Source organism: Cellulomonas edaphi (assembly GCF_030362815.1).
GTDB classification, from domain to species: Bacteria; Actinomycetota; Actinomycetes; order Actinomycetales; family Cellulomonadaceae; genus Cellulomonas; species Cellulomonas edaphi.
The window spans coordinates 1,248,051-1,274,158 of record NZ_JAUCGR010000001.1; the positions used below are offsets into that span (position 1 = coordinate 1,248,051).

24 protein-coding genes are annotated in these 26,108 nt (G+C 72.8%); 7 read left to right on the forward strand and 17 right to left on the reverse strand.

The annotated features are described in order from the left end of the window. Positions 1 to 3 precede the first annotated feature (3 nt). From efeO to QRT05_RS05865, 5 genes are all read right to left on the reverse strand, one after another. The gene (efeO, locus tag QRT05_RS05845) at positions 4 to 1,206 is read right to left on the reverse strand and encodes an iron uptake system protein EfeO (RefSeq protein ID WP_289446002.1); all 1,203 of its coding nucleotides are present in this window, start codon (positions 1,204 to 1,206) and stop codon (positions 4 to 6) included. Positions 1,207 to 1,217: 11 nt separating this feature from the next. After that, the gene (gene efeU / locus QRT05_RS05850) at positions 1,218 to 2,066 is read right to left on the reverse strand and encodes an iron uptake transporter permease EfeU (RefSeq protein WP_289446003.1); all 849 of its coding nucleotides are present in this window, start codon (positions 2,064 to 2,066) and stop codon (positions 1,218 to 1,220) included. Between the two features lie 191 nt (positions 2,067 to 2,257). Next, complete coding sequence (locus tag QRT05_RS05855) at positions 2,258 to 2,734, reverse strand: NUDIX hydrolase (RefSeq protein ID WP_289446004.1); 477 nt, start codon at positions 2,732 to 2,734, stop codon at positions 2,258 to 2,260. Positions 2,735 to 2,745: 11 nt separating this feature from the next. Further along, positions 2,746 to 4,527 carry an ATP-binding protein gene (locus QRT05_RS05860; RefSeq protein WP_289446005.1) on the reverse strand — a complete coding sequence of 594 codons (1,782 nt, stop codon included), beginning with the start codon at positions 4,525 to 4,527 and terminating at the stop codon, positions 2,746 to 2,748. A 197-nt stretch (positions 4,528 to 4,724) separates the two neighbouring features. Continuing rightward, positions 4,725 to 5,405, reverse strand: a complete 681-nt coding sequence (locus QRT05_RS05865) for a Maf family protein (RefSeq protein ID WP_289446006.1) — start codon at positions 5,403 to 5,405, stop codon at positions 4,725 to 4,727. Positions 5,406 to 5,460: 55 nt separating this feature from the next. Between QRT05_RS05865 and QRT05_RS05870 the strand changes: the two genes are divergently transcribed. After that, positions 5,461 to 6,336 (forward strand): DNA-3-methyladenine glycosylase family protein, encoded by an 876-nt coding sequence (locus tag QRT05_RS05870; protein WP_289446007.1) that lies wholly within the window; start codon positions 5,461 to 5,463, stop codon positions 6,334 to 6,336. Between the two features lie 91 nt (positions 6,337 to 6,427). Beyond that, positions 6,428 to 7,102 carry a vitamin K epoxide reductase family protein gene (locus tag QRT05_RS05875; RefSeq protein ID WP_289446008.1) on the forward strand — a complete coding sequence of 225 codons (675 nt, stop codon included), beginning with the start codon at positions 6,428 to 6,430 and terminating at the stop codon, positions 7,100 to 7,102. Positions 7,103 to 7,234: 132 nt separating this feature from the next. Here QRT05_RS05875 and QRT05_RS05880 read toward each other — a convergent pair whose 3' ends face one another. Further along, entirely contained in the window at positions 7,235 to 8,908 is a 1,674-nt protein-coding gene (locus tag QRT05_RS05880; protein ID WP_289446009.1) for a DUF885 domain-containing protein, read from the reverse strand. Positions 8,909 to 9,064: 156 nt separating this feature from the next. Then, positions 9,065 to 10,612, reverse strand: coding sequence for an HNH endonuclease signature motif containing protein (locus QRT05_RS05885; RefSeq protein ID WP_289446010.1), 1,548 nt, complete (start codon positions 10,610 to 10,612; stop codon positions 9,065 to 9,067). A gap of 127 nt (positions 10,613 to 10,739) precedes the next feature. Here QRT05_RS05885 and QRT05_RS05890 point away from each other — a divergent pair, with 127 nt between their 5' ends. Continuing rightward, entirely contained in the window at positions 10,740 to 11,309 is a 570-nt protein-coding gene (locus tag QRT05_RS05890) for a hypothetical protein (protein ID WP_289446011.1), read from the forward strand. On the opposite strand, the gene QRT05_RS05895 is transcribed toward QRT05_RS05890, so the two are convergent. The 3 genes from QRT05_RS05895 to QRT05_RS05905 are packed head-to-tail and all read right to left on the reverse strand — an operon-like array spanning position 11,310 to position 13,687. Further along, positions 11,310 to 11,519, reverse strand: coding sequence for an acyl-CoA carboxylase subunit epsilon (locus tag QRT05_RS05895; RefSeq protein ID WP_289446012.1), 210 nt, complete (start codon positions 11,517 to 11,519; stop codon positions 11,310 to 11,312). Continuing rightward, positions 11,512 to 12,060 carry a hypothetical protein gene (locus QRT05_RS05900; RefSeq protein WP_289446013.1) on the reverse strand — a complete coding sequence of 183 codons (549 nt, stop codon included), beginning with the start codon at positions 12,058 to 12,060 and terminating at the stop codon, positions 11,512 to 11,514. Before QRT05_RS05900 ends, QRT05_RS05895 begins: the two co-directional genes overlap by 8 nt. A gap of 34 nt (positions 12,061 to 12,094) precedes the next feature. Next, a complete protein-coding gene (locus tag QRT05_RS05905) occupies positions 12,095 to 13,687 on the reverse strand; it encodes an acyl-CoA carboxylase subunit beta (RefSeq protein WP_289446014.1) in 1,593 nt (530 codons plus the stop codon). 123 nt (positions 13,688 to 13,810) lie between these two features. On the opposite strand from QRT05_RS05905, the gene QRT05_RS05910 reads away from it, so the two are divergent. From QRT05_RS05910 to QRT05_RS05920, 3 genes are all read left to right on the forward strand, one after another. Further along, positions 13,811 to 14,677 carry a biotin--[acetyl-CoA-carboxylase] ligase gene (locus QRT05_RS05910; protein ID WP_289446015.1) on the forward strand — a complete coding sequence of 289 codons (867 nt, stop codon included), beginning with the start codon at positions 13,811 to 13,813 and terminating at the stop codon, positions 14,675 to 14,677. Positions 14,678 to 14,691: 14 nt separating this feature from the next. Beyond that, positions 14,692 to 15,810 carry an adenylate/guanylate cyclase domain-containing protein gene (locus QRT05_RS05915; RefSeq protein ID WP_289446016.1) on the forward strand — a complete coding sequence of 373 codons (1,119 nt, stop codon included), beginning with the start codon at positions 14,692 to 14,694 and terminating at the stop codon, positions 15,808 to 15,810. A 164-nt stretch (positions 15,811 to 15,974) separates the two neighbouring features. Further along, positions 15,975 to 16,703, forward strand: coding sequence for an alpha/beta fold hydrolase (locus QRT05_RS05920; protein WP_289446017.1), 729 nt, complete (start codon positions 15,975 to 15,977; stop codon positions 16,701 to 16,703). Between the two features lie 9 nt (positions 16,704 to 16,712). On the opposite strand, the gene QRT05_RS05925 is transcribed toward QRT05_RS05920, so the two are convergent. Next, positions 16,713 to 17,432 (reverse strand): SOS response-associated peptidase, encoded by a 720-nt coding sequence (locus tag QRT05_RS05925; RefSeq protein ID WP_289446018.1) that lies wholly within the window; start codon positions 17,430 to 17,432, stop codon positions 16,713 to 16,715. A gap of 104 nt (positions 17,433 to 17,536) precedes the next feature. Here QRT05_RS05925 and QRT05_RS05930 point away from each other — a divergent pair, with 104 nt between their 5' ends. Next, a complete protein-coding gene (locus tag QRT05_RS05930) occupies positions 17,537 to 18,808 on the forward strand; it encodes a multidrug effflux MFS transporter (RefSeq protein WP_289446019.1) in 1,272 nt (423 codons plus the stop codon). Here the strand turns inward: QRT05_RS05930 and cpt are convergent. The 6 genes from cpt to QRT05_RS05960 all read right to left on the reverse strand — a co-directional run bounded on the left by cpt (position 18,778) and on the right by QRT05_RS05960 (position 26,077). After that, positions 18,778 to 19,338, reverse strand: a complete 561-nt coding sequence (gene cpt / locus QRT05_RS05935; protein WP_289446020.1) for a chloramphenicol phosphotransferase CPT — start codon at positions 19,336 to 19,338, stop codon at positions 18,778 to 18,780. The two genes, QRT05_RS05930 and cpt, sit on opposite strands and share 31 nt — an antisense overlap. A 52-nt stretch (positions 19,339 to 19,390) precedes the next feature. Further along, positions 19,391 to 20,614 (reverse strand): pyridoxal phosphate-dependent aminotransferase, encoded by a 1,224-nt coding sequence (locus tag QRT05_RS05940; protein WP_289446021.1) that lies wholly within the window; start codon positions 20,612 to 20,614, stop codon positions 19,391 to 19,393. A 24-nt stretch (positions 20,615 to 20,638) separates the two neighbouring features. Then, complete coding sequence (locus QRT05_RS05945) at positions 20,639 to 20,755, reverse strand: molybdopterin oxidoreductase (protein WP_289446022.1); 117 nt, start codon at positions 20,753 to 20,755, stop codon at positions 20,639 to 20,641. A 102-nt stretch (positions 20,756 to 20,857) separates the two neighbouring features. Beyond that, entirely contained in the window at positions 20,858 to 21,352 is a 495-nt protein-coding gene (locus tag QRT05_RS05950; protein ID WP_289446023.1) for a hypothetical protein, read from the reverse strand. A 147-nt stretch (positions 21,353 to 21,499) separates the two neighbouring features. Continuing rightward, positions 21,500 to 24,244, reverse strand: coding sequence for a bifunctional acetaldehyde-CoA/alcohol dehydrogenase (adhE, locus tag QRT05_RS05955; protein ID WP_289446024.1), 2,745 nt, complete (start codon positions 24,242 to 24,244; stop codon positions 21,500 to 21,502). Positions 24,245 to 24,364: 120 nt separating this feature from the next. After that, the gene (locus QRT05_RS05960; RefSeq protein ID WP_289446025.1) at positions 24,365 to 26,077 is read right to left on the reverse strand and encodes a cation:proton antiporter; all 1,713 of its coding nucleotides are present in this window, start codon (positions 26,075 to 26,077) and stop codon (positions 24,365 to 24,367) included. Positions 26,078 to 26,108: the final 31 nt, after the last annotated feature.

Genomic DNA, 26,108 nt, shown 5'->3' on the forward strand with positions numbered 1-26,108 from the left:
GCGTCAGGCGCCGGTGACCGTGGCGGTCAGCCGCGAGAGGGGCTCGGAGAGGGCGTCGACGGCCGTCGCGAGCGCCTTGACCTGGTCCTGCGACAGCTTGTCGTAGAACGTGAAGCCCTTCTCGATGGAGCCCTGCTCGGCGAGCAGCGCGTCGATCTCGGTGAACCGCGACTCGAGCTCGGCCGCGAGCTCCGGGTCGGCCGCCTCCACGACGTCGGCAAGCCCGTCGTACGCGACGCGCGCGCCGTCGACGTTCGCCTGGAAGTCCCACAGGTCGGTGTGCGACCAGATCTCTTCCTCGCCGGTGACCTTGCCGTTGGCGACCTCGTCGAGCAGCGCCTTCGAGCCGTTGGCGATCTGGAACGCCTCGAACGTGAAGCCGGGCTTGTTGACCTCGTCGACCAGCTGCTGCGTGTACTTCACCAGGTCGTCGGCGGCGACCACGCGCTGGGCGTCGGTCAGCGGCGTGTACTCCTTGCCGCCGTTGGCCTCAGCCGTGGGCTGCCAGAGGTCCTTCTCGATGTAGTGCCAGCCGCTCCAGGCCTGGCCGTCCTCGAGGTCCGCCTCGCGCGCATCGGTCAGGGGGTCGAGGTCGCCGAACGACTCGGCGACGGGCTCGACGCGCTCCCAGTGCGCGCGAGTCGGCGCGTACAGCGCGCGGGCCGTGTCGTCGTCGCCCGCCTTGTAGGCCTCGGCGAACGCCTTGGTGCCGGCGATGAGGGCGCCCACCTGGTCCTTGACGTAGGCGACGTACTGGGTCTCGGCGGCCTTGAGCTGTGCGGCGGTGTCGCCCGTGGGTCCCACCTCGGTGCCGGAGTCCGTGACTGTGAACGGGGCGCGGATGCCGTCGCCGACCATGCCCGGCTTGCAGGCCGTGAAGTACGAGCCGGGCCGGGCCTGGACCACCAGGTCGCGCGAGATCCCGGGGCCCACGTTCTCCACCTCGGAGATGACCCGCAGGCCGTCCTCGGCCAGCAGGTAGAACTCCGTGACGTCGGTGCCGTCGTTCTTCACCGTGAAGGTGAGCGTGCCGCTGGGCGCGGTGGTCGCGGAGACCGCGCACGCGTCGGCCGTCGAGCTGACGGTCAGCCGCCCGGGAGCACCGGTGCCGGCGGCCGAGGGCGTGTCGTCGTTCGAGACGCAGCCGGCGGCGAGCGGCAGGACGAGGGCGGCGAGCGCGAGCGCGCCGACGGTGGAGCGGGACATCGGACTCCTTCTCAGACGGTGGCCGGCGCCGGTGCGGGCGCGGCGGTGACCGGGGTGTGGTGACCCCAGGTGGTGCGGACGAAGATCGTGAGGACGGGCACGACGTACGCGACCCAGGCGACGAGCTGGAGCCAGGTCGTGGCGGGCGTGAAGTTGAAGACGCCCTTGAGCAACGTGCCGTACCAGCTGGTCGGCGGGACCGTCGCGGAGACGTCGAACGCGAGGTTGCTCAGACCGGGCAGGACGCCCGCCTCCTGCAGGTCGTGCACGCCGTAGGACAGCACGCCCGCGGCGACGAAGATGAGGAACAGCCCGGTCCAGGCGAAGAACACGCGCAGGTTGAGCTTCACTGCGCCGCGGTACATGAGCCAGGCCAGGAGGATCGCCGTCGCGATGCCGAGCCCCGCGCCGGCCAGGGGTCGCGTCGTCGCGCTCGTCGCCTGCGCACCGGCCCACAGGAAGAGGGCGGTCTCGAGCCCCTCACGGCCCACGGCGAGCAGCGCCATGACCACCACGGCCACCCGGCCCGCCGCGATCGCGTCGTCGAGCTTGTGCTGCAGGTCGCCCTTGAGGTGCCGGGCCGTCTTGGCCATCCAGAAGATCATCCACGTGATGAGGCCGACGGCGACGATGGACAGCGTGCCCCCGATCGCCTCCTGCGCGGTGAACGACAGCCCCTGCGGGCCGTACGTCAGCAGCGCGCCGAACGTGAGCGACACCGTGGTCGCGATGCCGACGCCCAGCCACAGTGCGGGCAGCAGCTCGCGACGCTCGATCTTGACGAGGTATGCCACGAGGATGCTCACGACGAGCGCGGCCTCGAGGCCCTCGCGCAGGCCGATCAGGTAGTTGGCAACCATGCTGGACTTTCCGACGAGCGAGCCGGTACGGGGGATCCCGGGCCGAGGCCCCGTGCGGGGCGCTGTGAGGGAAGGTTAGCCTCACCGAACCGGGACGATACTCCGAGGAGCCCGCCGCTGACGACCCCGGCCGTCAGGTGGATCGTGTGACACGCGCCACGCGGCGCTCAGGCGCCCGCAGAGTCCCGCGCTCAGAGCCCGGCGCGCAGCTTCGGCCAGGCCTCGGCGAACGCGGGAAGCAGGGGGAGGGCGGCGACCTCGCCGAGCGGGACCCAGCGGATCTCGTCGCTCTCGGCGTCGGTCACGACGGGGTGCACCGGCACGAGCTCGTCGGCCAGGACGGTCGTGTATGACCAGTCCGGGTGCTCGAGCACCGACGAGCTGCGCACGGCCACGGAGGCGGCGTCGATGCCGGCCTCCTCGTGGGCCTCCCGCAGCGCGGCGCTCTCGGCGCTCTCGTCGGGCTGCCGGGCGCCGCCCGGGATGCCCCACGTGCCGCCGTGGTGGCTCCACTCGGCACGGTGCTGCAGCACCACCGCCTCGGCGCGGCCGTCGGGGTCGCGGCGGACCAGGAGCAGTCCCGCGGCGCCGTGCAGCCCCCAGTGGCGGTGCCCGCAGGCGCAGTCCACCCAGCCGTCGCCGGGTTGGTGCGGATGCTTCGGCAGCACGGTGCGGTGCGTCAGCCGACGATCTCGCAGATGGCGGTGCCGGCGCTCACGCTCGCCCCGACCCCGGCCGTCAGGCCCGTGACGGTCCCGGCCCTGTGCGCGAGCAGCGGCTGCTCCATCTTCATCGCCTCGAGCACCACCACGAGGTCGCCCTCCGCCACCTGCGCTCCCTCGGCGACGGCGACCTTCACGATCGTGCCCTGCATGGGCGACGCCAGCGTGGTGCCGTTGGACGACGAGCGCGCGGGGCCGCTGCGCCGGGCGGCCGGTCGGCGGGCCGGGCCCGGGCGACCGCCGCGGGCCAGCGCGAGCGCGGCGGGCAGCACGACCTCGATGCGCTTGCCCCCCACCTCGACCACGACGCGCTCCAGGGCGGCAGGCTCCTCCGCCTCCGCGTCAGGGCTGGCGGGTGCGCGTCCCAGTGTCGCGAGGGTGTCCGTGAACTCGGTCTCGATCCACCGCGTGTACACGCCGAACGGCTGGTCGGGGTCGGCCGGCGCGAACGCCTCGTCCTCGAGGACGGCCCGGTGGAACGGCACGACGGTGGGGATGCCCACCACCTCGAGCTCGGCCAGGGCGCGGCGCGCGCGCTCGATGGCCTGCGTGCGCGTGGCGCCCGTGACCACGAGCTTCGCGATCATGGAGTCGAACAGGCCCGAGACGCTGTCGCCCTCCACCACGCCGGAGTCGACGCGGACGCCAGGCCCCGAGGGCAGGCGCAGGGTGCTGATCCGGCCGGGCGCGGGCAGGAAGTTGGCGGCCGGGTCCTCGCCGTTGATGCGGAACTCGAGCGAGTGGCCGCGCGTCTCGACGTGGTCGTAGCCGAGGGGCTCGCCGGCGGCGATGCGCAGCTGCTCGCGCACGAGGTCGATGCCGCTGATCTCCTCGGTGACCGGGTGCTCGACCTGGAGACGGGTGTTGACCTCGAGGAAGGAGACCGTCCCGTCGACCCCGACGAGGAACTCGCACGTCCCGGCGCCGACGTACTTCGCCTCGCGCAGGATCGCCTTGCTCGACTCGACCAGCTGGGTGCGCTGCGCGTCGGTGAGGAAGGGCGCGGGTGCCTCCTCGACCAGCTTCTGGTGACGGCGCTGCAGCGAGCAGTCGCGCGTGCTCACCACCACGACGGTGCCGTGCTCGTCGGCGAGGCACTGCGTCTCGACGTGACGCGGCTTGTCGAGGTACCGCTCGACGAAGCACTCGCCGCGACCGAAGGCGGCAACCGCCTCGCGCACGGCGGACTCGAACAGCTCGTCGATCTCGTGCTCCTCGCGCACCACCTTGAGCCCGCGGCCACCGCCCCCGAACGCCGCCTTGATGGCGACCGGCAGGCCGTGCTCGGCGACGAACGCGTGGATCTCCTCGACGCCGGCCACGGGGTCCGGCGTGCCGGCCACGAGCGGGGCACCGGCGCGCTGCGCGATGTGCCGCGCGCTGACCTTGTCGCCCAGCGCGTCGATCGCCGCGGGCGAGGGGCCGATCCAGACGAGACCGGCGTCGATCACCGCCTGCGCGAAGCCGGCGTTCTCGGCGAGGAAGCCGTAGCCGGGGTGCACGGCGTCGGCGCCGGAGCGCTTGGCGACGTCGAGCAGCTTGGCGATGTCCAGGTAGGTCTCCGCGGCACGGGCGCCGTCGAGGGCGAAGGCCTCGTCGGCGACCCGGACGTGCAGGGCCTCCCGGTCGGAGTCGGCATAGACGGCGACGGAGCCGATCCGGGCGTCCCGGCAGGCGCGGGCGATGCGGACGGCGATCTCACCGCGGTTCGCGATGAGGACCTTGGAGATGGCGGGCACGGCTCACGGTAACGCGCGTGCTCCTGTAGGTCTGCGCGGCGCAGGGACGTCCGGACAAGATTGGGGAACCGGCCAAGGCCCCGCGCATGGCCTTTGTAGGTTCCCGACGACGACGTTCCGCGATCCTTGCGCTTTTGGGGGCCCATGGATGTCGGTTCACGACAACCTGCGCGCGCCTTGCGCTCGTCGCGTCGCGCTCAGCGGGCCCAGAGCTCGGGGATGGTGACGTCGATCTCGGCCAGCAGGGAGCGCAGCAGCGGCAGGCTGATGCCGACGACGCCGTGGTGGTCGCCCTCGATCCGCTCGACGAACGGGCCGCCGAGCCCGTCGATGGTGAACGCCCCCGCCACGGCGAGGGGCTCGCCGGTCGCGACGTAGGCGGCGATCTCCGCGTCGGACAGGTCGGCGAAGTGCACGACGGTCGACGAGGTCGCGCCCAGCACGGCTCCGTGCCCGGCGCCGAGCCGGCCCGGCGCCGGGGCGTCGGCCGAGGCCTCGCGCTCGTCCATGAGCCAGTGGCCGGTGTGCAGCACGCCGACCCGGCCGCGCATCGCGCGCCAGCGCGCGACCGCGTCGTCGGCGTCGGACGGCTTGCCGAGGATCTGGCCGTCGATCTCGAGCATCGAGTCGCAGCCGACCACCACGAGGTCCCCGGCGTCGGCGAGCTCGTCGGGGAGGTTCTCGGCGACGTCCTGGGCCTTCGCCTGCGCCAGCACCAGCACCGCGTCGGCGGGCTCGAGGTCGCCGAAGCGCTCGCGGGCCGCGGCCAGCGTCGCCTCCTCGTCGACCCCGGAGACCGCGACGAGGGGCTCGATGCCCGCGGCGATCAGGGTGGCGCGACGGGCGGGGGACGCGGAGGCGAGCAGCAGGCGGGTCACGTCGCGTGAGCCTAGTCGGGGGCGCCGTGTCGGAGCGCGGGCGTAGCGTCGCCGCGTGACGACGATCATGGACATCCCGGTGCGAGGGGTGTTCGACCTGCGCCGATCGATCGCCTTCGGCTTCGGCCAGCGGGACGCCGGCGTGGGCGACGTCATGCGGCTCGCGTTCTGCCTCGACGGGTACCGCGAGCACGCCGCTGCGGCCGTGACGCAGCCGTCGGCGGGCGTCCTGCGTTGCGAGGTGATCGGCGGCGCCGAGCCCACGGCGGTGGCGGCCCACGTCGCGCGGGTGCTGTCCGTGGACGTGGATGGTTCGGGCTACGACGAGCTGGGGGCGCGGGACGCGCTGGTCGGCCGGGTGCAGCAACGCGCGCCGGGGTTGCGCCCGGTGCTGTTCTACTCGGCCTACGAGGCGCTGCTGTGGGCGGTGCTGTCCGCCCGGCGGCCCGAGCGGCAGATGGCGCAGGTGCGCGCGGCGCTCGCCCGCACGGAGGGGGCAGTCTTCGACGTCGCCGGCGGGCAGCTGGCGGCCGTGCCGCTGCCGTCCAGGATCCTCGAGCTCGACGCGATCGAGGGCCTGCCCGAGATCAAGGTCAGGCGCATGCACGGCGTGGCGCGCGCGGCGCTCGAGGGCAGGCTCGACACCGCGGCCCTGCGTGACCGCGACCCCACGGAGGTCTCGGCGGAGCTGCAGAAGCTCGAGGGCATCGGACCCTTCTACGCGATGCTCGCCACCGTGCGGGCGCTCGGGCACACGGACGTCGCCCCGACCGACGAGCCCCACGTCCTGGGGGCGGCGGGTCGCCTCCTCGGTCGCCCGCCCTTGTCGCCCGGCGAGTACGCCGAGCTCGCGCAGAGTTGGCGGCCGTGGCGGACCTGGGTGTCGGTGGCCATCCGCGCCGGGGAGGGTGGGACCAAGGGGCAACGGTGACCGCGCCGGACGGGGCACAATGTGCCGTGCCGACCGTGGTGCTCGGCGCCGACCGCGGCACCAGGCCGCCGCCAACGACGAGGAGACCGGCGTGAGTGACGTGAGATCGCCCGAGGACGACGTCGAGGAGTTCGACGGCCTCGACACCGACCCCGACGCGCTGCGACCGCCGACGAAGGCCTGGCGGGCACGCACCGGCATCGAGATGGTGATCTCCGGCTTCCTCGGCCTCATCGCCTCGTTCGTGCTCTCGGTCGACGCGCTCAAGCTCGCCAAGAACCCGGACGCCGAGCTGTCGTGCAGCTTCAACGCCGTGCTCAACTGCGCGACGGTGGCCAAGCAGTGGCAGGCCACGGTCATCGGCGACATCCCCAACGCGTTCTTCGGCATCGCGGCCGAAGCCGTCGTCATCACCGTGGCGGTCGCCATCATCGGCGGCGTGTTCTTCCCGCGCTGGTACATGCTGGCCGCGCAGGCCGTCTACACGGTGGGCTTCCTGTTCGCGTACTGGCTCTTCTACGAGTCCATCACCGAGATCCACGCGCTGTGCCCGTGGTGCCTGATGATCACGGCCACGACGACCCTGGTGTGGGCGGGCCTGACGCGGCTCAACGTGCGCGAGGGGCACCTGGTGCTCCCCGGCCGGGCCGGACCGTGGGCGCGCCGGTTCGTGGCGTCCGGCTACGACTGGTTCGTGACCATCGGCCTGCTCGTGGTCCTCGTGATCATCATCCTCGTCAACTACGGCGGCTCGATCTTGTCCTGAGCCCACTGCGGCCTAGCGCGGCGGCAGGCCTGCCGGGGCTGGCCGGCACGAAGACGGCACTGCAGCCACGCGTCGCGTGACTACCAGCATGACGAAGGGGGCGCCCCCGCCGGGACGCCCCCTTCGTCGTGCTCACACCGCGAACTTCGTCAGCACGTCCAGCGGGAGCGACCCCATGCCGAGCGCGCGGGCGTGGAAGTCACGCAGCCCCATGCCCTGCGCGGCGGCCTTGTCGCGCGTCTGCTCCCAGAGTCGCTGACCGATCTTGTAGGACGGCGCCTGCCCGGGCCAGCCCAGGTAGCGGTTCCACTCGAAGCGGATGAACGCCTCGGGCATGTTGACGTTGGCGTACAGGAACTCCCAGCCCTTGTCGGCGTCCCACGTGCCGCCGCCCCATCGCTCCGGGGCGGCCAGGCCGAGGTGGACGCCGATGTCGAACACGACGCGGGCGGCACGCATCCGCTGCCCGTCGAGCATGCCGAGGCGGTCGCCGGGGTTGTCGAGGAACCCGAGGTCCGCCATGAGCCGCTCGGCGTACAGCGCCCAGCCCTCGCCGTAGCCCGAGGTCCAGCACGCCAGCCGGCGCCACGTGTTGAGCGTCGCGCGCTCGAACACCGCCTGGCCGATCTGCAGGTGATGTCCCGGCACGCCCTCGTGGTAGACCGTCGTCTTCTCGCGCCAGGTGTTGAACGTGGTGACCGACGGCGGGACGGACCACCACATGCGGCCCGGACGCGTGAAGTCGTCCGACGGGCCCGTGTAGTAGATGCCACCGTTCTGGGTCGGCGCGATCCGGCACTCGAGGGTGCGCACGGGGTCGGGGATGTCGAAGTGCACACCCGCGAGCGCCTCGATCGCGGCGTCCGAGGTCTCCTGCATCCACGCGCGCAGCTCGTCGGTGCCGTGCAGCGTGAGGCTCGGGTCGGCGTCGAGCACCGCGACGGCGTCCTGGACCGAGGCGCCCGGCCCCGCGATCTCGGCGGCCACCGCCTCCTGCTCGGCGACCACACGGGCGAGCTCCTCGAGGCCCCACTGGTAGGTCTCCTCGAGGTCCACCGTCGCGCCGAGGAACTCGCGCGACCACAGCGCGTACCGCTCGCGCCCAGCAGCGTCCTGGCTCGGCGCCTGGGGCGCGAGCTCGTCACGGAGGAAGTCGTGCAGCGTGCTGTACGCCTGGCGCGCTGCGGTCGCTCCACGCTCCAGCTCGGCGCGCACCAGCGAGCAGGCCGCGGAGTCGTCGAGCTCCGCGCCCGCGACGAACGAGACGAAGAACGAGTCGGCGCCGGCCAGCTCGGCCGACTGCTCGATGCCCTGCTCCACCTGCCGGATCGCGGCGACCCCGCCGCGCGAGGCGCCGAGCCGCAGCGACTCGATGTAGCCGTCCACGGCGCCCGGGAGGGCGTTCAGCCGGGCCGCGACGTTCTCCCAGTCCTGCAGGGTGGCCGTCGGCATGATGTCGAACACGTCGCGCAGCGCCTGCACGGGCGAGGCGATGTTGTTGAGGTAGCGCAGCTGCTCGCCCGCCTCGTGGAGCTCGAGCTCGAGCCCGAGGCGCTCGCGCATCGCGGCGAGGGTGATGTGGTCGGTCTCGTCCTGAGGCGTCTGCTGGTCCAGCTGCGAGAGCGTGGCCCGGGCGGCGTCGGCCCGTGCCTCGTGACCGGCGGGGGAGAGGTCGGTCATCTCGTGGTCGTGCCCCGCGATGCCCATCTCGGTGGCAGCCAGGGGGTCCAGCGTGGCGTAGATGCTGATGTGGTCCTCGGCGACCTGGTCGATCCCGGTCGTCGCGCGCGGCGTCGTCGTCGTCATCGCACCGACATTACCCGCGAGTAGGTTGCCCGTACCGCCACGTTTTCCCGACCATCGGAGCTCGTTGCCCGGTGCGGTCGGCCCGTGCCGATCGGCCCGCTGCGCCCACGCTTCGACACCGTGGGGCAGGCGCCCCAGCTGCGCGAAGGCGCGGACCTACGCACTTCGCGCCTCAGGTTCGGTCCCGCGATCGCGTGGCGCGCCAGGCTCGGCCACCACGCGACCGAGGGAGTCGCGAAGGATGTACTGCGGCGGGCTCGCTGGTGGGGGCGGACCCCCGCGAGCCCCACCGTCAACGCCACGGATCCGCACCGGCACGCGCTCGAGCGTCAGGTCGCGCGCGTGGACGACGTGGTGGTGGAAGCTGCAGAGAGCAGCCGCGTTGTCGAGCGAGGTGGACCCGCCGTCGCGATCCCACCAGCGGATGTGGTGGATCTCCGTCCATCGCACCTGCCGCTCGCAGCCGGGCCACGCGCAGCCCCCGTCACGCGCGATGACCGCCCGACGGTGAGCGCCCGTATAGCGGCGCTTCGTCCGGCCGAGGTCGAGCGGGAGCCCGTCGGCGGACAGCGCGACACGCGTGATCTCGCAGTCGCACAGGATGCGCACTGTCTCCGAGGCCGGCACCACCGTCCCGTCCTCGAGCGTCGCGGCGGGGAACCCGTCCGCCGCGTCAAGGCTCGCCGCCAGACCGCCGTCGCCCATGGGCGTCACGCGGGAGTCGCATCGCTCGCGGTCCTGGTGCTTCCCGTGCTCCTGATCGTTGTCGCCGCCCTCGTGGCCCTCGCGGCGTGCGTGGCCCTCGCGGTCCTCGGTCGCCTCGCCACGCGCGCTGCGCCGGTCCGCGGCCTCGCGCTCGTAGCGGCGCAGCCCTGCGAGTGTCTCCTCGCGCAGGATCAGCGACACGTGCGGGCGCACGGCCGCGCCGGGGGACGTCGTGGGGGAATCGAGTGCAGCCCTGGCGACATCGACCAGTGCATCGGCGCGGGCTTGCTCGGGCTCGCGGTCGGGGCCCGGTCGATTGCCCGTCGCCTCGAGCGCGAGCCGCAGCGTGTGCCCCGAGATCCGGTCGAGGAGCCCGCTGATCCTGGTGCCGTCGGGCGAATCGGTCAGGCGCAGGTACCTCGCTCGCCGCTGCGCGTCGTGGTCACGCTGCAGCTGGCCCGGCGAGAACTCGGCGACGATGCCGGCCACCTTGCGCGCGAACGTCGGCGCGTCGAGCCGCCGGCCGAGGTCGACGAGCCGGCGCTGCACGCCGGGCGACCGCAGCAGTGCCTCGACGTCGGGCGACGCGGTCGCCAACGCCCGGGCGATGGGTTCGACGTGACCGAGGGGCACCTCGCCGTCGTCGACGGCTGCGGCGAGGTCCGGCATCGAGCCGAGCGCATCGGCCTGCCGCACCTCGCGCGAGGCGGCCCCCAGGCCCGACCTCGACGATCGCGAGTGCGCCGCCTCGAACGAAGGATCCCCGGGACGCATCGTCGTACCGGCCTCCCGTTCCGCTCGAAGCCACCGGCTCTTGGTCGTGGCGGTCACACCCGCGATCCGCGCGAGCTGAGCGAGCACCTCGCGCCGTGCCGGCCCGGACCAGTCGATCCCGGAGTCCAGCGCGGCTGACACCCGGCCCAACGTCGCTCGAATGGCATCGAAGTCCTCCACCATGGCCCGCGGGAGATCCGGCGCGGTCGAGGACGATTCGAACATGTGTTCGATTCTACGCCGATCGGATGCCCCACGGAAGGGGGCGCAGCAGGATGTGGACGACAGAATTCGCCTCTGCCGTCGTTGGCGCAGCCCTAGGCTCGGACCCCCGCCAGCGTGAAGGAGCACCGTGCAAGGCACCGCGCGCGTCTGGGTCCACCACCGCCTGATCTGGCTCGCGGATGCGTCGACCGAGACCGACGGGGACCGGGAGCTCGCGTTCGCCGACCTGCTCGGCAGCTACGAGGACGAGTCGGCCGTCATGGTCTGGCCCGGCATCCACACGGGGACGATCGAGTTCACCTGGGCCCTGCACGACGAGGCGCCGCCGGCAGATCGCCAGGGCTGGGACGACGTCGCTGAAGCGATGCTCGCCCTACCCTCCGGTGTCCTCGCGGTGCGGGGGTTCTCCGACGACGAGGTGCTCGTGGAGCACCGCCCGGGGCGGTACGCGGTGCGGTGCTGGGCGCGCGGCCGCGACCTCGAGCACGACGGCGGCGTCGTCGGGATCGCACAGGAGACGTTTCACCTGGACCTGTGGCTCGTCGAGCAGCTCCCGCCGTGGGTCGCACCCGAACCGCTCTCACGCGAGCAGGTCCACGAGGAGCTGTACCGCATCGGCATGGCGCTAGGAGCCGGCAACGACGGCTTTGCTCACGACGAGGATCCCGTGGACCCCTGGGCGCGCCCAGCGGGGTGATCAGCCCCGCAGGCTCCAGCGCCACGCATCCGCCCCGGCGCCCCACGTCGCCGACCCACGCAGGCCCGCGCGGCGGTCGGCCCAAGCGGAGTGCGCGAGGGGCTCGTCCTCGGGCGCGGCGACCGCCTGCGAGATGAGCCCCGCCACGAGCGCGGCCAGCTCGTGGTCGTCGGGCGCGCCGCGCACCACCTGGACGTGCGAGTCACTCATCGTCGTCGGCGTCCTCGTCGAAGAGCACGGGAGCCCCGCGCGAGACGCCCCACTCGTGCACGTCGAAGCCCGAGTCCACGACGGCCTGCGCGATGGTGGCGCCGCCTTCCTCGACCACGTCGAGCACCGAGTCCAGCGTCCGGTCGCCCGCCGCCGAGCCGCGTGTCACGACGAAGCCCACGTGGAACGTCTCGACGTCGGGCTCGACGGGGGCCGCGTCGACGTCGCCCTCGTCCTCGTCGCCCCACGACATGCCGGTGAGGTCCGCGTGCAGGCCCAGCGTCGCGTGGAGCCCGTCGTACAGCGTCGCGTTCAGAGCGCCGATCTCCGACTCGAGCGACAGGATGCGCGGGTCCTCGTCGGCCTCCTGCGCACCGAACTCGGCGCGCACGCCGACGGCCGTGTCGACGTAGGAGTGCAGCGCGGCGGCGAGGGCCTCGACCGCGGCGTGCAGCTCGGTGGCGTCGACGCCGGTGAGCGGCTCGGTGCCGTGCGTCGCGTCGTCGTGGTCGTCGTCGGTGGTGTGGGAGTGCTCGCTCATCGTCCGATCCTCGCAGGCATCCGGAGCAGAAGGGTCACAGCGGGATGTTCCCGTGCTTCTTGGGGGGCAGGGACGCGCGCTTGGTGCGCAGGAGGCGCAGCGCCTTGGTGATCTCGGCGCGCGTCGCGGACGGCGGGATGACCGCGTCCACGTAGCCGCGCTCGGCGGCATCCCACGGGTTGACGATGGCGTCCTCGTACTCCGCCGTGAGCCGCCGGCGCTCGGCCTCCACGTCGCCGCCCGCGTCCGCGACGGCCTTGAGGGCGCCGCGCTGCAGGATGTTGACGGCACCGCCGGCGCCCATGACGGCGATCTGCGCGGTGGGCCAGGCGAGGTTGACGTCGGCACCCAGCTGCTTGGAGCCCATGACGATGTACGCGCCGCCGTAGGCCTTGCGCGTGATGACGGTGACGAGCGGCACGGTGGCCTCGGCGTAGGCGTAGATGAGCTTGGCTCCGCGCCGGATGATGCCGTTCCACTCCTGGTCGGTACCGGGCAGGAAGCCGGGCACGTCCACGAACGTGAGCACCGGGATGTTGAACGCGTCGCAGGTCCGCACGAAGCGGGCGGCCTTCTCCGCGGCGTTGATGTCGAGCGTGCCGGCCATCTGCTGCGGCTGGTTCGCGACGATGCCCACCGGGTGGCCCTCGACGTGCCCGAAGCCGACCATCACGTTGCCCGCGTACAGCGGCTGGACCTCGAGCAGCACGCCGTCGTCGAGCACGGTCTCCACCACGGTCCGCATGTCGTACGGCTGGCTGTCGGAGTCCGGCACGAGCGTGTCGAGCGCCGCGTCGGTGTCCGACACCTCGAGCGAGGACTCGTGGCCGAACAGCGGCGGGTCGCTCAGGTTGTTCTGGGGCAGGTAGGCCAGCAGCGAGCGGACGTAGTCGATGGCGTCGTCCTCGTCGTGCGCCATGTAGTGCGCGACGCCCGAGCGGGTGTTGTGCGTCGAGGCACCGCCCAGCTCCTCGAAGCCGACGTCCTCTCCCGTGACCGCCCGGATCACGTCCGGACCCGTGATGAACATGTTCGACGTGCCGTCCGCCATGACGATGAAGTCCGTGAGCGCGGGCGAGTACACGGCGCCGCCGGCGGACGGGCCCAGGATGAGGCTGATCTGGGGGATCACGCCCGAGGCGGCCACGTTGCGCCGGAAGATCTCGGCGAACTGGGTCAGGCCCGCGACGCCCTCCTGGATGCGCGCGCCGCCGCCGTCGCTGATGCCGATGAGGGGGACGCCGGTGCGCAGGGCGAGGTCCATCACCTTGGTGATCTTCTGCCCGTGCACCTCGCCCAGCGACCCGCCGAAGACCGTGAAGTCCTGGGAGTAGATCGCCACGGGGCGGCCGTCCACCGTGCCGTGCCCGACGACGACGCCGTCGCCCGCGATGCGCTTCTTCTCGAGCCCGAAGTTCACGGACCGGTGCTTGACGAACGCGTCGATCTCCGTGAAGGAGCCCTCGTCGAGCAGCGCGTCGATGCGCTCGCGCGCGGTCTTCTTGCTGCGGGCGTGCTGCTTCTCGGCGGCGATCCGCTCGGCGGCTTCGCCGTCGCGGCCGCGGTCGGCGAGGTCCGCGAGCTTGCCTTCGGTGGTGCGGGCGGTCGAGGGGGTCGTCTGCGTCACCCGTCCGAGGCTAGTTGTGCAGACCCCCCAGAACCCTGCAGGCGGGTGACGGGTTCGCGGGTGTCGCGTCGTAGGTTTCCTCCAAGCCCTCCCTTCGCGGCACGCGGTTTGCGACGATGAGGCATGGCCGACGACGATCCCCGACGCACCCCGCTGCACGCCGACGAGCTCCGCTCCCTGCTGCTGGCGCCGGACGGACCGCTCGACCACTTCGAGGTCGTCGAGAGCACCGAGTCGACCAACGCGGACATCGTCGCGGACCTCGAGGCGGACATCGCGGCGTGGCCCGGCGTGGGGGTGCTGGTCGCCGACCATCAGACCGCGGGCCGCGGGCGCGAGGGGCGCACCTGGGAGACGCCCGCCGGGACGTCGCTCACGTGCTCGTTCGTGGTGCGCCCCCAGGTCCCCGCCGACCGGCTCGCGTGGCTGCCGCTGCTGGCCGGGCTCGGAGCCGTGAACGCCATCCGCGCGACCGCCGGGGTGCCGGCCCTGCTCAAGTGGCCCAACGACCTGCTCGTCCCGGCCGAGGACCCGCTCGAGGGCTGGGGGCCGGTCCGCAAGGTGGGCGGCATCCTGGCGCAGGCCGTCCCGACGCCCGACGGCGTGGCCGTGGTGGTGGGCATCGGGCTGAACGTCTCGCAGACGGCCGACGAGCTGCCCGTGCCGTCCGCGACCTCGCTCGCGCTCGCGGGTGCGCAGCACGTGGACCGGGAGGCCATGCTGGTCGCCCTCGTGGCGGCGCTCGCGGAGATCGCCGACCGCTGGCGCGACGCGGACGGCGACGCGGTCGCGGCCGGCCTCGCGGGCGACGTGGCCGAGGTGTGCCGCACCCTCGGCACGCAGGTGCGGGTCAGCCTGCCCGGCGGGACCGACCTCGAGGGCGTCGCGACCGGGCTCGACGAGCTCGGTGCGCTGCTGGTCGAGGACGCGGCGGGCCAGACTCACCGGATCCTCGCGGGTGACGTGCACCACGTCCGAGACCTGGGGTGAACTACCCTCGACGCGTGCCCGACGACCGCGCGACGACCCCCCGCGACGACGCGACCGCCGCATCCGCGGACCCCGATGCTGCGGAGCGCGCGGCCGTCGACTCGACGGTCGAGGAGATCGACGCCGCCCTGCTCGGCGGCCCCCGCACGCACAGCGCGCAGGACCTGGCCGACCGGGCCGGCATCGGGCTCGACATCGTGCGTGGGTTCTGGAGCACGCTCGGGCTGCCGCACGCCGACGCCGACGACGACGTGTACACCGAGCGCGACGCCGAGGCCGTGGACCGCGCGGTCTCGCTGGTGCGCGACAACGGCCTGGACCTGCGGACCGTCATCACGCTGACGCGCGCGCTGGGCCACACCTCCGACCGCCTCGCCCTGTGGCAGGTCGAGGCCCTCGTCGAGGACATGTCGACGCGGTACGAGCTCGACGACGCGACGGCCCGCCTGCTGGTGCTCGACCGCCTCGCCGAGCTCGCTCCCGTGCTGGAGGCGCAGCTGCTGCACTCCTACCGCCGCCAGCTCGCCGCGATCGCGGGCCGCTACGCCGCCGAGTTCGCCGAGCTGGGGGACCCCGGTCCCGATCGCACGGCGCTCCCGCTCGCCCGCGCGGTCGGGTTCGCGGACATGGTCTCGTTCACGCGCCGGACCGCCGGCCTGGGGTCCACCGACCTGTCGCAGTTCGTGCAACGGTTCGAGGCGGCGGCGCGCGACGTGGTCACGGCCGCGGGCGGTCGCGTGGTCAAGACGATCGGCGACGCCGTGCTGTTCGTGGCGGACGACGCGTCGACCGGCGCGCGGGTCGCGCTCGGCCTGGCCGACGCCCTCGGGCGCGAGCTCGACTCGGACGCGGCACGCCTGGCCGGCCTGGCCGACGGCGCTCGCGGGGTCACCCCCGTGCGCGTCGGGCTGGTGTGGGGCCGGATCCTGTCGCGGTTCGGCGACGTGTTCGGGCCCACGGTCAACCTCGCGGCGCGGCTCACCGACATCGCCGAGCCCAGCACGGTGCTCGTCGACACGGAGACCGCGCGCGTGCTCGCCACGGACCCGGGCCTGGTGCTCGAGCCGCTCGACCCCGTCGAGCTGCACGGGCTGGGCCCGGTCCAGCCGGTCAGGCTGCGCGCCGCCGTCTAGCGGTCGCGCGCGGGAAGCAGGTCGCGCGCGGGCAGCAGGATCCGCGGCAGATGAACGCCCGCCCGACGCCGCGAGAACATCCCGGAGAGGTCTGGCGCTGCGGCACCCGACCTGCGTAGGTTCTGGACATATCGCCCGGGACGACCGCGTAGATCGGATCGCACATGGCCAAGCCCACGATCGTCCTGGTGCACGGCGCCTGGGCCGACGGCTCGAGCTGGGACGCCGTGGCGTCCGAGCTGCAGGCTCAGGACTTCACGGTGCTCACGCCGCCGAACCTGCTGCACGGCGTGGCGGGCGACGCGGCGTACGTGTCGTCGTTCGTCGCGCAGCGCACGACCGGCCCGGTCGTGCTCGTCGGGCACTCCTACGGCGGCTTCGTCATCACGAACGCCGCGGCCGCCGGGGGCGACGTGCGGGCTCTCGTCTACGTGGACGCGTTCATCCCCGACGAGGGCGAGAGCGTCTTCCAGATCCTCGGCGGCTCGGGCTCGGCGCTCGACGTGCCCGACCCGACCACCGTGCTGGACATCGTCGGCTACCCGGGCGCGCCGGAGGGGGACGCGGAGGCGTTCCTCAAGGCCTCGACCGTGCACGACGCGTTCGCCCAGGACCTGCCCGAGGCGGCCCGCTGGCTCATCCATGCGAGCCAGCGCCCGATCAGCCTCGGCGCGAACACGGCCCCGTCCGGACCCCCGGCCTGGCGGTCGATCCCCAGCTGGGCGGTCGTCGGGACGCAGGACAAGGTCATCACGCCGGAGACCCAGCGCTCGATGGCCGAGCGCGCGGATGCGACCATCACCGAGGTGGCCGCCTCGCACGTGTCGCTGGTGTCGCAGCCCACGAGCTCGATCGAGGCGATCCTCGCCGCGGCCGCCTCGCTCGGGGACTGACCGCGGGCTTCATTCCGAGAGGGCGGGCTCGATCAGCTCCGGGCCGTTGTGGCGCACGTTGCCCACGGCCGGACCCACCTCGGTGGGGACGAGGTGGGGCTCGGGGACCGACGCGAGCAGGTGCTGCAGCCGCTCGGTGGGGACCGGGGTGGGATCAAGCCAGTCGTCCCACAGGTGCGCGGGAAGTACGAGCGGTGACCGGTCGTGGATGTGGCCGAGGGTGTCGGTCGCCGACGTCGTGACGACCGTGACCGACCACAGCCACCGCGCCGGGTCGTCCGGGTCGCGGAGCGGGTCCGGCCACAGCTCGTACAGGCCGGCCGCGGCGAGCGGGCGGCGGTCGGGGGAGGTCAGGTAGTACGGCGTCTTGCCATCCGGGCCCTTCTGCCACTCGAAGTAGCCGTCCATCGGGACGATCGCGCGCCGCCGTGCCGCCGCCGAGCGGAACGAGGGCTTCTCCGTCAGGGACTCGACTCGTGCGTTGATGAGCCTGGCTCCTCCCGAGGGGTCCTTGGCCCAGGACGGCACCAGGCCCCACCGGGCCACCCGCAGCTGCCGCGTGCTCTCACCGCTGTCCGCGTCCGCCCGCTCGACGACGATCCGCACCCCGTCCGTGGGTGCGACGTTCCATGAAGGGGGCAGAAGCCGCACGTCGTCGGCGACGGTCGCGATGGCGAACTCGTCGGCCAGGGCCTGGTCCTCTCGGAAGGAGGCGTATCGACCGCACATGTCGCCCAGCGTCGCACGGCCCGCCCACACGGCGCACGGCTGTGGCGAACGTCAAGTCGAAACGATTCGTCCTGAGGCGTGGACGAGTGTCACCATGGACGGCGATGACTGCCGACACCTTCGCCCGACGCGCCGGGACCGACCCCGAGACGCCCTCGACGACGGCGCAGCGGACGCAGTTCCGGCCGAACGCGAAGTACGTGCTGCTGCTCGGCATGATGTGCGCGCTGCCGGCGATCTCCAACGACATCTACCTGCCCTCGCTGCCCGACGTCGCGCGGGACCTGCACACGTCGGCCACCGCCGCGCAGCTGACGATGACCGCGATGATGGTGGGGGGCGCGATCGGGCAGCTCGTCATCGGACCGCTCTCCGACCGCTTCGGCCGTCGGCGACCCGTGCTGATCGGCGTCTCTCTGCACGTCGTGACGTCCATGCTCTGCGCGATCGCTCCCGCGATCGGCACGCTCATCGGGCTGCGCGTGGCCCAGGGGTTCTTCAACGCCGCGGCGACGGTCGTGGCCATGGCCGTGATCCGCGACCGCTTCGTCGGCGCCGACGCCTCCGGCCTGATCTCGCGGCTCATGCTCGTGATCGGGATCGCGCCGCTGTTCGCCCCGTCCGTGGGTGGCGCCATCGCCGGCCAGTGGGGGTGGCGCTCGGTGTTCGCGGCCCTCGGCGTCTTCGGCGTCGTGCTCTGGGTCGTCGTGTGGCGCCGCCTGCCCGAGACGCTGCCCGCCCACCGGCGCCGTCAGGGCGGCCTGCGCACCGCGGCACGCGGCTACGCGACCCTGCTGCGCGACCGGCACTTCGTCGCGCTCGCCCTCATGCCCGGCCTGAGCACGGCGATCCTGATGAGCTACGTCGTGGGCTCGCCGTTCGTGCTCATGGAGGGCTACGGCCTGACGTCGCACCAGTTCGCGATGCTGTTCGCGATCAACGGGATCGGTCTGGTGGGTGGCGCGCAGGTCAACGCGATGCTGGTCAAGCGCGTCGCACCGATCCGCATCGTGCGCGTGGTGCTGCCCGTCTCGCTCGCGCTCACCCTCGGCCTGCTGGTGCTCGCCCTCACCGGCGCCGGAGGGCTCGCCGCGCTGCTGGTCACCTTGTGGCTCATCCTTGCGATGGTGAACTTCGCCCCGCCGAACGCCTCGGCGATCGCGCTGTCCCGACATGGCGAGATCGCCGGGACCGCGGCGGCGTTCATCGGGGCGACGGGTGCGGCCATCGGCGGCCTGATCAGCCCGCTGAGCAGCCTCCTGGGCGGCGACGCGCTCGCGATGGCGGTGGTCATGGTCGGCTCGGCCACGGCTGCGCTGCTGGTGCTCGCGCTGGCCACGCCGGCCTACCGTCGCGGCGGGGCCTGGACGGGCTGATCGAGGCGCGCGGCGATCGCCCGCGCGCACGCGAGCGCCTCCTCGTGCGTGGTGTCGACCTCGACGTCGTAGCGCACGCCCCGGTGGACCGCGTCCGCCTGGGCGGCGGCCATCCCGACGGCCCGGTCCCCGCGCGCCAGCTCGCGTGCCGCGGCGACCGTCGCGTCGCACCGGACGCCGACCCACAGCACGTCCAGCCCCTGCAGCGCCTCGGCCCAGCGTCCCTGGGACTGCGACCCGCCGAGGAACACGTCGTCGACCACCACGTGCGCCCCGGCGGCGGCCATCGCCGCGACCCCGCGCATCCAGGCCGCCTCGAGCTCGCGGAAGCCGGATCCGATGCCCACGCCGCCGTCCGCGTCGAACGTGATCCCCGCGTCCGAGTCCCGCATGGACGCGGGCAGCGCATCGACGAAGGCGTCGACCGCCGCCGCCACCCACGGGTCGGGCAGGATCGCCTGCAGGCAGCGCAGGATCCCGGACTTGCCCGCGCTCGAGCCTCCGTTGAGCACGATCACCTGTGTCGACACGAGGGCACCCTAGAGCCGGCCGGGTGCGCGACGAAGGGGATTCGCGAGCGTCTCAGCGACGCAGGGCAGCCAGCCGCTCGACGGCCTCGAGCAGCACCGGCTCGCGCTTGACGAACGTGAACCGCACCCACGACCGCAGAGCCCGGTCCGCCGCCGAGCCCTCGTGCGTGAAGGCCGTCACGGGCACGCCCACCACACCGGCGAGCGCGGGGAGCTCACGGCACAGCGCCGCCCCGTCGGCGTACCCGAGACCCGCGGCGTCGGCCAGCACGAAGTACGTGCCCTGCGGCCGGACCACCTCGAACCCCGCGGCCGTCAGCCCGTCGCACAGCAGGTCGCGCCGCGCCGTGAGCGAGGCGGCGAGCTCGTCGACCCAGGCGGCGACGCCCGGGTCGGTGAGCGCGAACGCGACGGCCGGCTGGAACGGCGCGCCCGAGACGTAGGTGAGGAACTGCTTGACCGTCCGCACGGCGGTCACCAGGTGCTCCGGGCCGGTGACCCAGCCGATCTTCCAGCCGGTGAACGACAGGGTCTTGCCGGCCGACGACACCGTGAGCGTGCGGGCGGCCATGCCCGGCAGGGTCGCGATCGGCACGTGCTCGGGCCGTCCGGCGGGACCGATGAGCGTCAGGTGCTCGTACACCTCGTCGGTCAGCACAAGGGCGTCGTGCTGCTGCGCAAGGTCGGCCACCAGGGCCAGCTCCGCGCGCGTGAGCACGGTGCCGGTGGGGTTGTGCGGCGTGTTGAGCAGCACGATGCGCGTCCGGTCGGTGAATGCCGAGCGCAGCGCGGCCTCGTCGACCCGGAAACCGTCCGGGGTCGCGCGCAGCGCCGCCGTGGTGTGCGTCGCCCCGGACATCGCGATCACCGCGGCGTAGGAGTCGTAGAACGGCTCGAGCGTGAGCACCTCGTCGCCCGGCCCGGCGAGCGCAAGCACCGCGGAGGCCAGGGCCTCGGTGGCGCCCGTGGTGACCAGCACCTCGCGGTCGGGATCCAGCTCCATACCGTAGTGCCGGCGCTGGTGCGCCGCGACGGCCGCGCGCAGCGCGGGGATGCCCGGGCCCGGCGGGTACTGGTTGGCACCGTGCGCGATCGCCTCCGCCGCCGCGCGGGCCACCGACTGCGGCCCGTCGACGTCGGGGAAGCCCTGGCCCAGGTTGATCGCGCCGGTCCGAGCGGCCAGCGCACTCATCTCGGCGAACACGGTGGCGCGCACGGAGCCGTCCGTCCCGAGCAGGCCCGTGGCAGCGGCGACGTCACGCCAGCGAGAGGTCATGCGGGACAGGCTAGGGCGTGGGGGTCAGTACATCCCCGTGGCCGCGGCCAGGCCGGCGACGACGATCAGGCCGACGGAGAGGAACGCGCTCACGACCCACCACTCGGGGTGGTGGTGACGGGTCTCTCGGCGGCTGGCCATACCTTCAAGATCGGCACGGCCGGCGCCTGGTACAACATCCCGCGCCGACGAGTCGCGAATTCACCCGTTCGGCGTGCAAGAACCGGCGAACGAGCGACCGCGTCAGTCGCGCGCGGCGTCCAGCTTCGCGCCCAGCTCGTCGAGCTGGTCGGAGACGGACTGCAGGGCATCGGCGGCCGCACCGGAAGCGGAGTCCTTGGCGGCGGCCAGGCGCAGCTTGGCGGCGTCCACCTTGGCCTGGGCCTCGGCGACGGCGAGGTCCGCCTTCTCCCCGGTCTCCTGGCCGGCCTGCTTGAGGGCGGCCTGCGCGTCGGTCACGGCGGTGCGCGCGTCCTCGACGGCGGCGGCTGCCTTCTCGTCGGTCCCCGCGAGTGAGTCGTGCACCGAGTCCAGCGTGGCCCGCGCCTCGTCGGCCGCCGCCTTCGCGTCGTCCACGCGATCCTGCAGGTCCTGCACGGTCGACCGCGCGCTCGCGGCCACGTCCTTGGCGCGCTGGGCGGCGTCGTCGATCGCGTCGTCCGAGCACCCGGCCAGCACGAGCACGCCGGCGAGGGGGACGGAGACGGCGAGGGCGAGCAGACGGGGCGGGCGGCGCACGCGTGACCTCCAGGTTCGGGGCCACCACCGTCCACCATCGCACGCGCGAGAGCAAGCCCGGACGGGCCGAAGCCCCGCCGGTCGGGACCGGCGGGGCTTCGGGGCGGGTGCGTGGCAGCGGGAGGGGGGTCCGGCCGCCCGAGGAGGTCAGTCCTCGGCGCGCCCGCTCTCGCGGCTACGGACGTCCTCCAGCGACGTGCCGTAGTAGGCCGCGGTCAACAGGTCCTTCATGTCGTCGATCATCGGCATCCGGGGGTTGGCGGGTGCGCACTGGTCCTCGTAGGCGCCCATCGCGACCTCGTCGAGCCGCGACAGGAACTCCTGCTCGTCGACGCCCTGCGCCTGGAAGGACGACGGGATGCCGACCTTCGAGCGCAGCGCCTCGACCGCGAGCGCGTAGGACTCGACGCCCTGCTCGGGGGTCTCGGCCGGCAGGCCGAGCATCGCCGCGATCTGCTGGAAGCGCTCGGGCGCCACGTAGTTCTCGTACTTCGGCCAGCTGGTCAGCTTGGTCGGGACCGTGCCGTTGTACCGGATCACGTGGGGCAGCAGGGTCGCGTTGGTCCGGCCGTGCACCAGGTGGTAGGTCGAGCCGGTGACGTGGGCCATGGCGTGCACGATCCCGAGGAACGCGTTGCCGAAGCTCATCCCCGCGATGGTCCCGGCGTTGTGCATCTTCTCCCGGGCGTCGGTCGTGGCCGGGTCGGTGGGGTCGCCGTTCACCGACACCGCGAGGTTGTCGAAGATGAGCCGGATCGCCTGCAGGGCCATGCCGTCGGTGAAGTCGTTGGCGTAGACGCTGACGTACGCCTCGGTGGCGTGGGTCAGGGCGTCGAAGCCGGAGTCCGCCGCCAGCGAGGCCGGCATCTTGGAGGTAAGGACCGGGTCGATGATCGCGACCGACGGGGTCAGCGCGTAGTCCGCCAGCGGGTACTTCTTGCCCGCGTCGGGGTCGGAGATGACCGCGAACGGCGTGACCTCGGCGCCCGTGCCCGACGTCGTCGGGATGCAGACCAGCTGCGCGAGCTCGCCCAGCACCGGGAACTTGAACGCGCGCTTGCGCACGTCGAAGAACTTCTGCTTGAGGTCCGAGAAGTCGATCTCCGGGTGCTCGTAGAGCAGCCACATGACCTTCGCGGCGTCCATGGGGGAGCCGCCACCGAGCGCGATGATCGTGTCCGGGCGGAAGTGGCGCATCTGCGCCGCGCCGGCCTGGACCGTGCGCACCGAGGGCTCGGGCTCGACCTGGTCGATGATCTGCAGCGCGACCTTGTCGCCGCGCCGGTTGAGCACGTCGATGATCTTGTCGACGAAGCCGAGCGTCGTCATGGTCGCGTCGGTGACGATGGTGACGCGCTGCACGTCGGCCATGTCGGCGAGGTAGCGGATCGCGTTCGGCTCGAAGTAGGTCTTGGCCGGCACCTTGAACCACTGCAGGTTGTTGTTGCGGCGACCGACGCGCTTGATGTTGATGAGGTTCACCGCCGAGACGTTGTTGGAGACGGAGTTGTGGCCGTAGGAGCCGCAGCCCAGCGTCAGGGAGGGGATGAAGGCGTTGTAGATGTCGCCGATGCCGCCCAGCGACGACGGGGCGTTCTCGATGACGCGGATCGCCTTGACCCGGCTGCCGAAGCGCTCCGTGAGCGCGTGGTCGCGGGTGTGGATGGCGGCGGAGTGGCCCAGACCGTCGAACTCGACCATCTTCTCGGCGAGCGAGATGCCCTGCTCGGTGGTCGTCGCGCGCAGCACCGCGAGCACCGGCGCGAGCTTCTCGCGCGTCAGCGGCTCGTCGGGTCCGACGCCGGAGACCTCGGCCAGGATGATCGACGTGTCGGCCGGCACGGTGAATCCGGCCTGCTCGGCGATCCACACGGGGGACTGGCCGACGACGCTCGCGTTGAGCTTGGCGCCCGCGCAGTTCTCGCTGCCCGCCTCGACGCCGAAGATGAACTTCTCGAGCTTGGCCTTCTCGGCCGGGGTGGCGCGGTAGGCGTGCAGCACGGCGAACTCCGCCAGGGCTGCGTCGTAGATCTCGTCGTCCAGGATGACGGCCTGCTCCGAGGCGCAGATCATGCCGTTGTCGAACGCCTTGGACAGCACGACGTCGTTCACGGCCCGCTTGAGCTTGGCCGACTTCTCGATGTACGCGGGGACGTTGCCCGCGCCGACGCCGAGCGCCGGCTTGCCGCACGAGTACGCGGCCCGCACCATCGCGTTGCCGCCGGTGGCCAGGATCATGGAGACGCCGGGGTGGTTCATCAGGGCGTTCGTCGCCTCGATGGACGGGCTCTCGACCCACTGGATGCAGTGCTCGGGGGCGCCCGCGGCCACCGCCGCGTCGCGCACCACGCGAGCCGCGGCCACCGAGGACTCCTGCGCGCTCGGGTGGAACGCGAAGATGATCGGGTTGCGCGTCTTGAGCGAGATGAGCGACTTGAAGATCGCGGTCGAGGTCGGGTTGGTCACCGGGGTGACGCCGCAGATGACGCCGACGGGCTCGGCGATCTCGGTGATGCCGTTGAGCTCGTCGCGGCGGATGACGCCGACGGTCTTGAGGTCGGCCATCGAGTTGGTCACGTGCTCGCACGCGAAGATGTTCTTCACGGCCTTGTCCTCGAACACGCCGCGGCCGGTCTCGGCCACCGCGAGCTGCGCGAGCTTGCCGTGCTGGTCGAGCGCCGCGACGGAGCCCTTCTTCACCAGCTGGTCGACGTCCTCCTGCGTGAAGCGCGCGTACTCGGCGAGCGCCTTGGTGGCGTTGGCGACGAGCTGGTCGATCGCGTCGGCGGTGCTGGTCGCCGCGACGGGCGTGGCCACGACGGCCTTCTCGCTGCTCGCGGTGCTCTTGCTCTTGCGTGAGGTGGTGCTGGACGACGTGCCGGTGGTTGTCACCGTGGGCTCCCCGGATAGCGGTGGACTGAGGCCGCTCGAGCCGGAGACTGGAGTCCGGTCCCTTGCGACACACACCACGCTAGGGACCGTCGACGCCGTTCTGATGGGGCAAAAGTCCCCTCATTGCTCGATCCGCTCGACCCACGACGACGAGAGCGACTCGTCCTCGAGATCGAGCTCGCGCAGCATGCGGCGCATCACCACCTCGTCGAGCTCGCCGGCGTCGCGGCGCGCCATGAGCACGTCGCGCTGGGCCGCCACGATGGCCCGCCGCAGGCGCTGCGCCCGGCTGGCCTCCTCGACCCCGGGCAGCTCGCCCGTCGCCGGCCGGCCGGCGGGCCCCAAGCCGTGCACGCTCTCCTGGGGGTCTACGTCGTCGGGGAGCAGCTCGTCGGCGTTGTCGGGGTCGAGCATGACGGCGGCCGCAGCGGCCCGGCCCCGCCACAGACCGGTGAGCCGGGTGATCGCCTTCTCGGCGCCCTCCTCGCCCATGATGGCCGTCCACTCGGGCCGCTGATCCTCGAGCACGCGCTGCACCGCCTCGGCGGTGGCGACCCGGGTCGCGGCCTCCTGCGCGGCGTCGTTCGCGATCTCGGAGGCGGACCCCACCCCCAGGCGCGTGATGACCCAGGGCAGCGTCAGGCCCTGCAGCAGCAGGGTTCCGATGGCGACGACGTACGCCGCGAGCTGGATGGTCGCGCGGTCGGTGAACGGCTCGCCGTCGATCGTCGCGGGGATGGCGGCCGCCGCGGCCAGCGTGACCACGCCGCGCATGCCGGCCCAGGACACCACCGCGGACTCCCGCGCCGACAGCGAGTCGTGCGCGGGGCGGTGCGAACCGCGCAGGCGCAGGTGGTCGAAGCGGGCCGTCGCGAAGATGTAGAGCGGGCGGACGAGCATGGCGGTGGCGAGCACCGCGAGGGAAAGGACCACGCCGTGGCCCAGCCCCTGGTCCGACGCGATCACGTCGCGCACCACCCACGGGAGCTGGATGCCGATCAGGGCGAACGTGAACGACTCCAGCAGGATGTCGAGCGTCGACCAGATGGGGCCTTCGTACAGCCGGGTCGCGTAGCCGGCCCGCGGCGCGGTGTGCCCCAGGTACAGGCCTGCCGTGACGACGCCGAGCACGCCGGACCCGCGCATCGCCTCCGCGCTCCAGTACGCCCCGAACGGCACGAGCAGGCCGATGGCCGAGGCGACGACGGGGTCGTCGAGGTGCATGCGGACGCGGTGCACGGCCCAGCCGATCACCAGGCCGACGGCGACACCCCCGAGCACCGCGATCCCGAACGTCGCGAACCCGTCCGCCCACGCCCAGGCGCCGGTCGCGACCCCGGCGAGCGCCACCTTGTACAGCGTCAGGGACGTCGCGTCGTTGATCAGGCTCTCGCCCGAGAGCAGCGTCATCACGCGGCGCGGCAGCCCCAGGCGACGTCCGACCGCCGAGGCGGCGACCGCGTCCGGCGGCGCGACGACGGCGCCGAGCACCAGCGCCACCGCGAACGGGGCCGCGGGCTCGAGCCACCAGAACACGGCCGCGACCGCCAGCGCGCTGACGAGCACCAGCCCGACGCCCAGGCGCGTGATCGAGTTCAGCGACGCCCGGAAGTCGCGGTACGACGACGACAGCGCGGCCGAGTACAGCAGCGGCGGCAGCACGAACTCGAGCAGCACGTCGGAGTCGATCTCGAACCGCGGCACCCAGGGCACGAACGAGACGACGAGCGCGACGCCGGCGACCACCAGGGGCGCCGGCCAGCCGCGACGGCGGCTCGCGGCGGCGACCAGGACGGCCCCCGCCACCAGCAGGAACACCTCGATGTGATGCACGCGGTCCTCTCGTCGTGGGCGGCTCTCATTC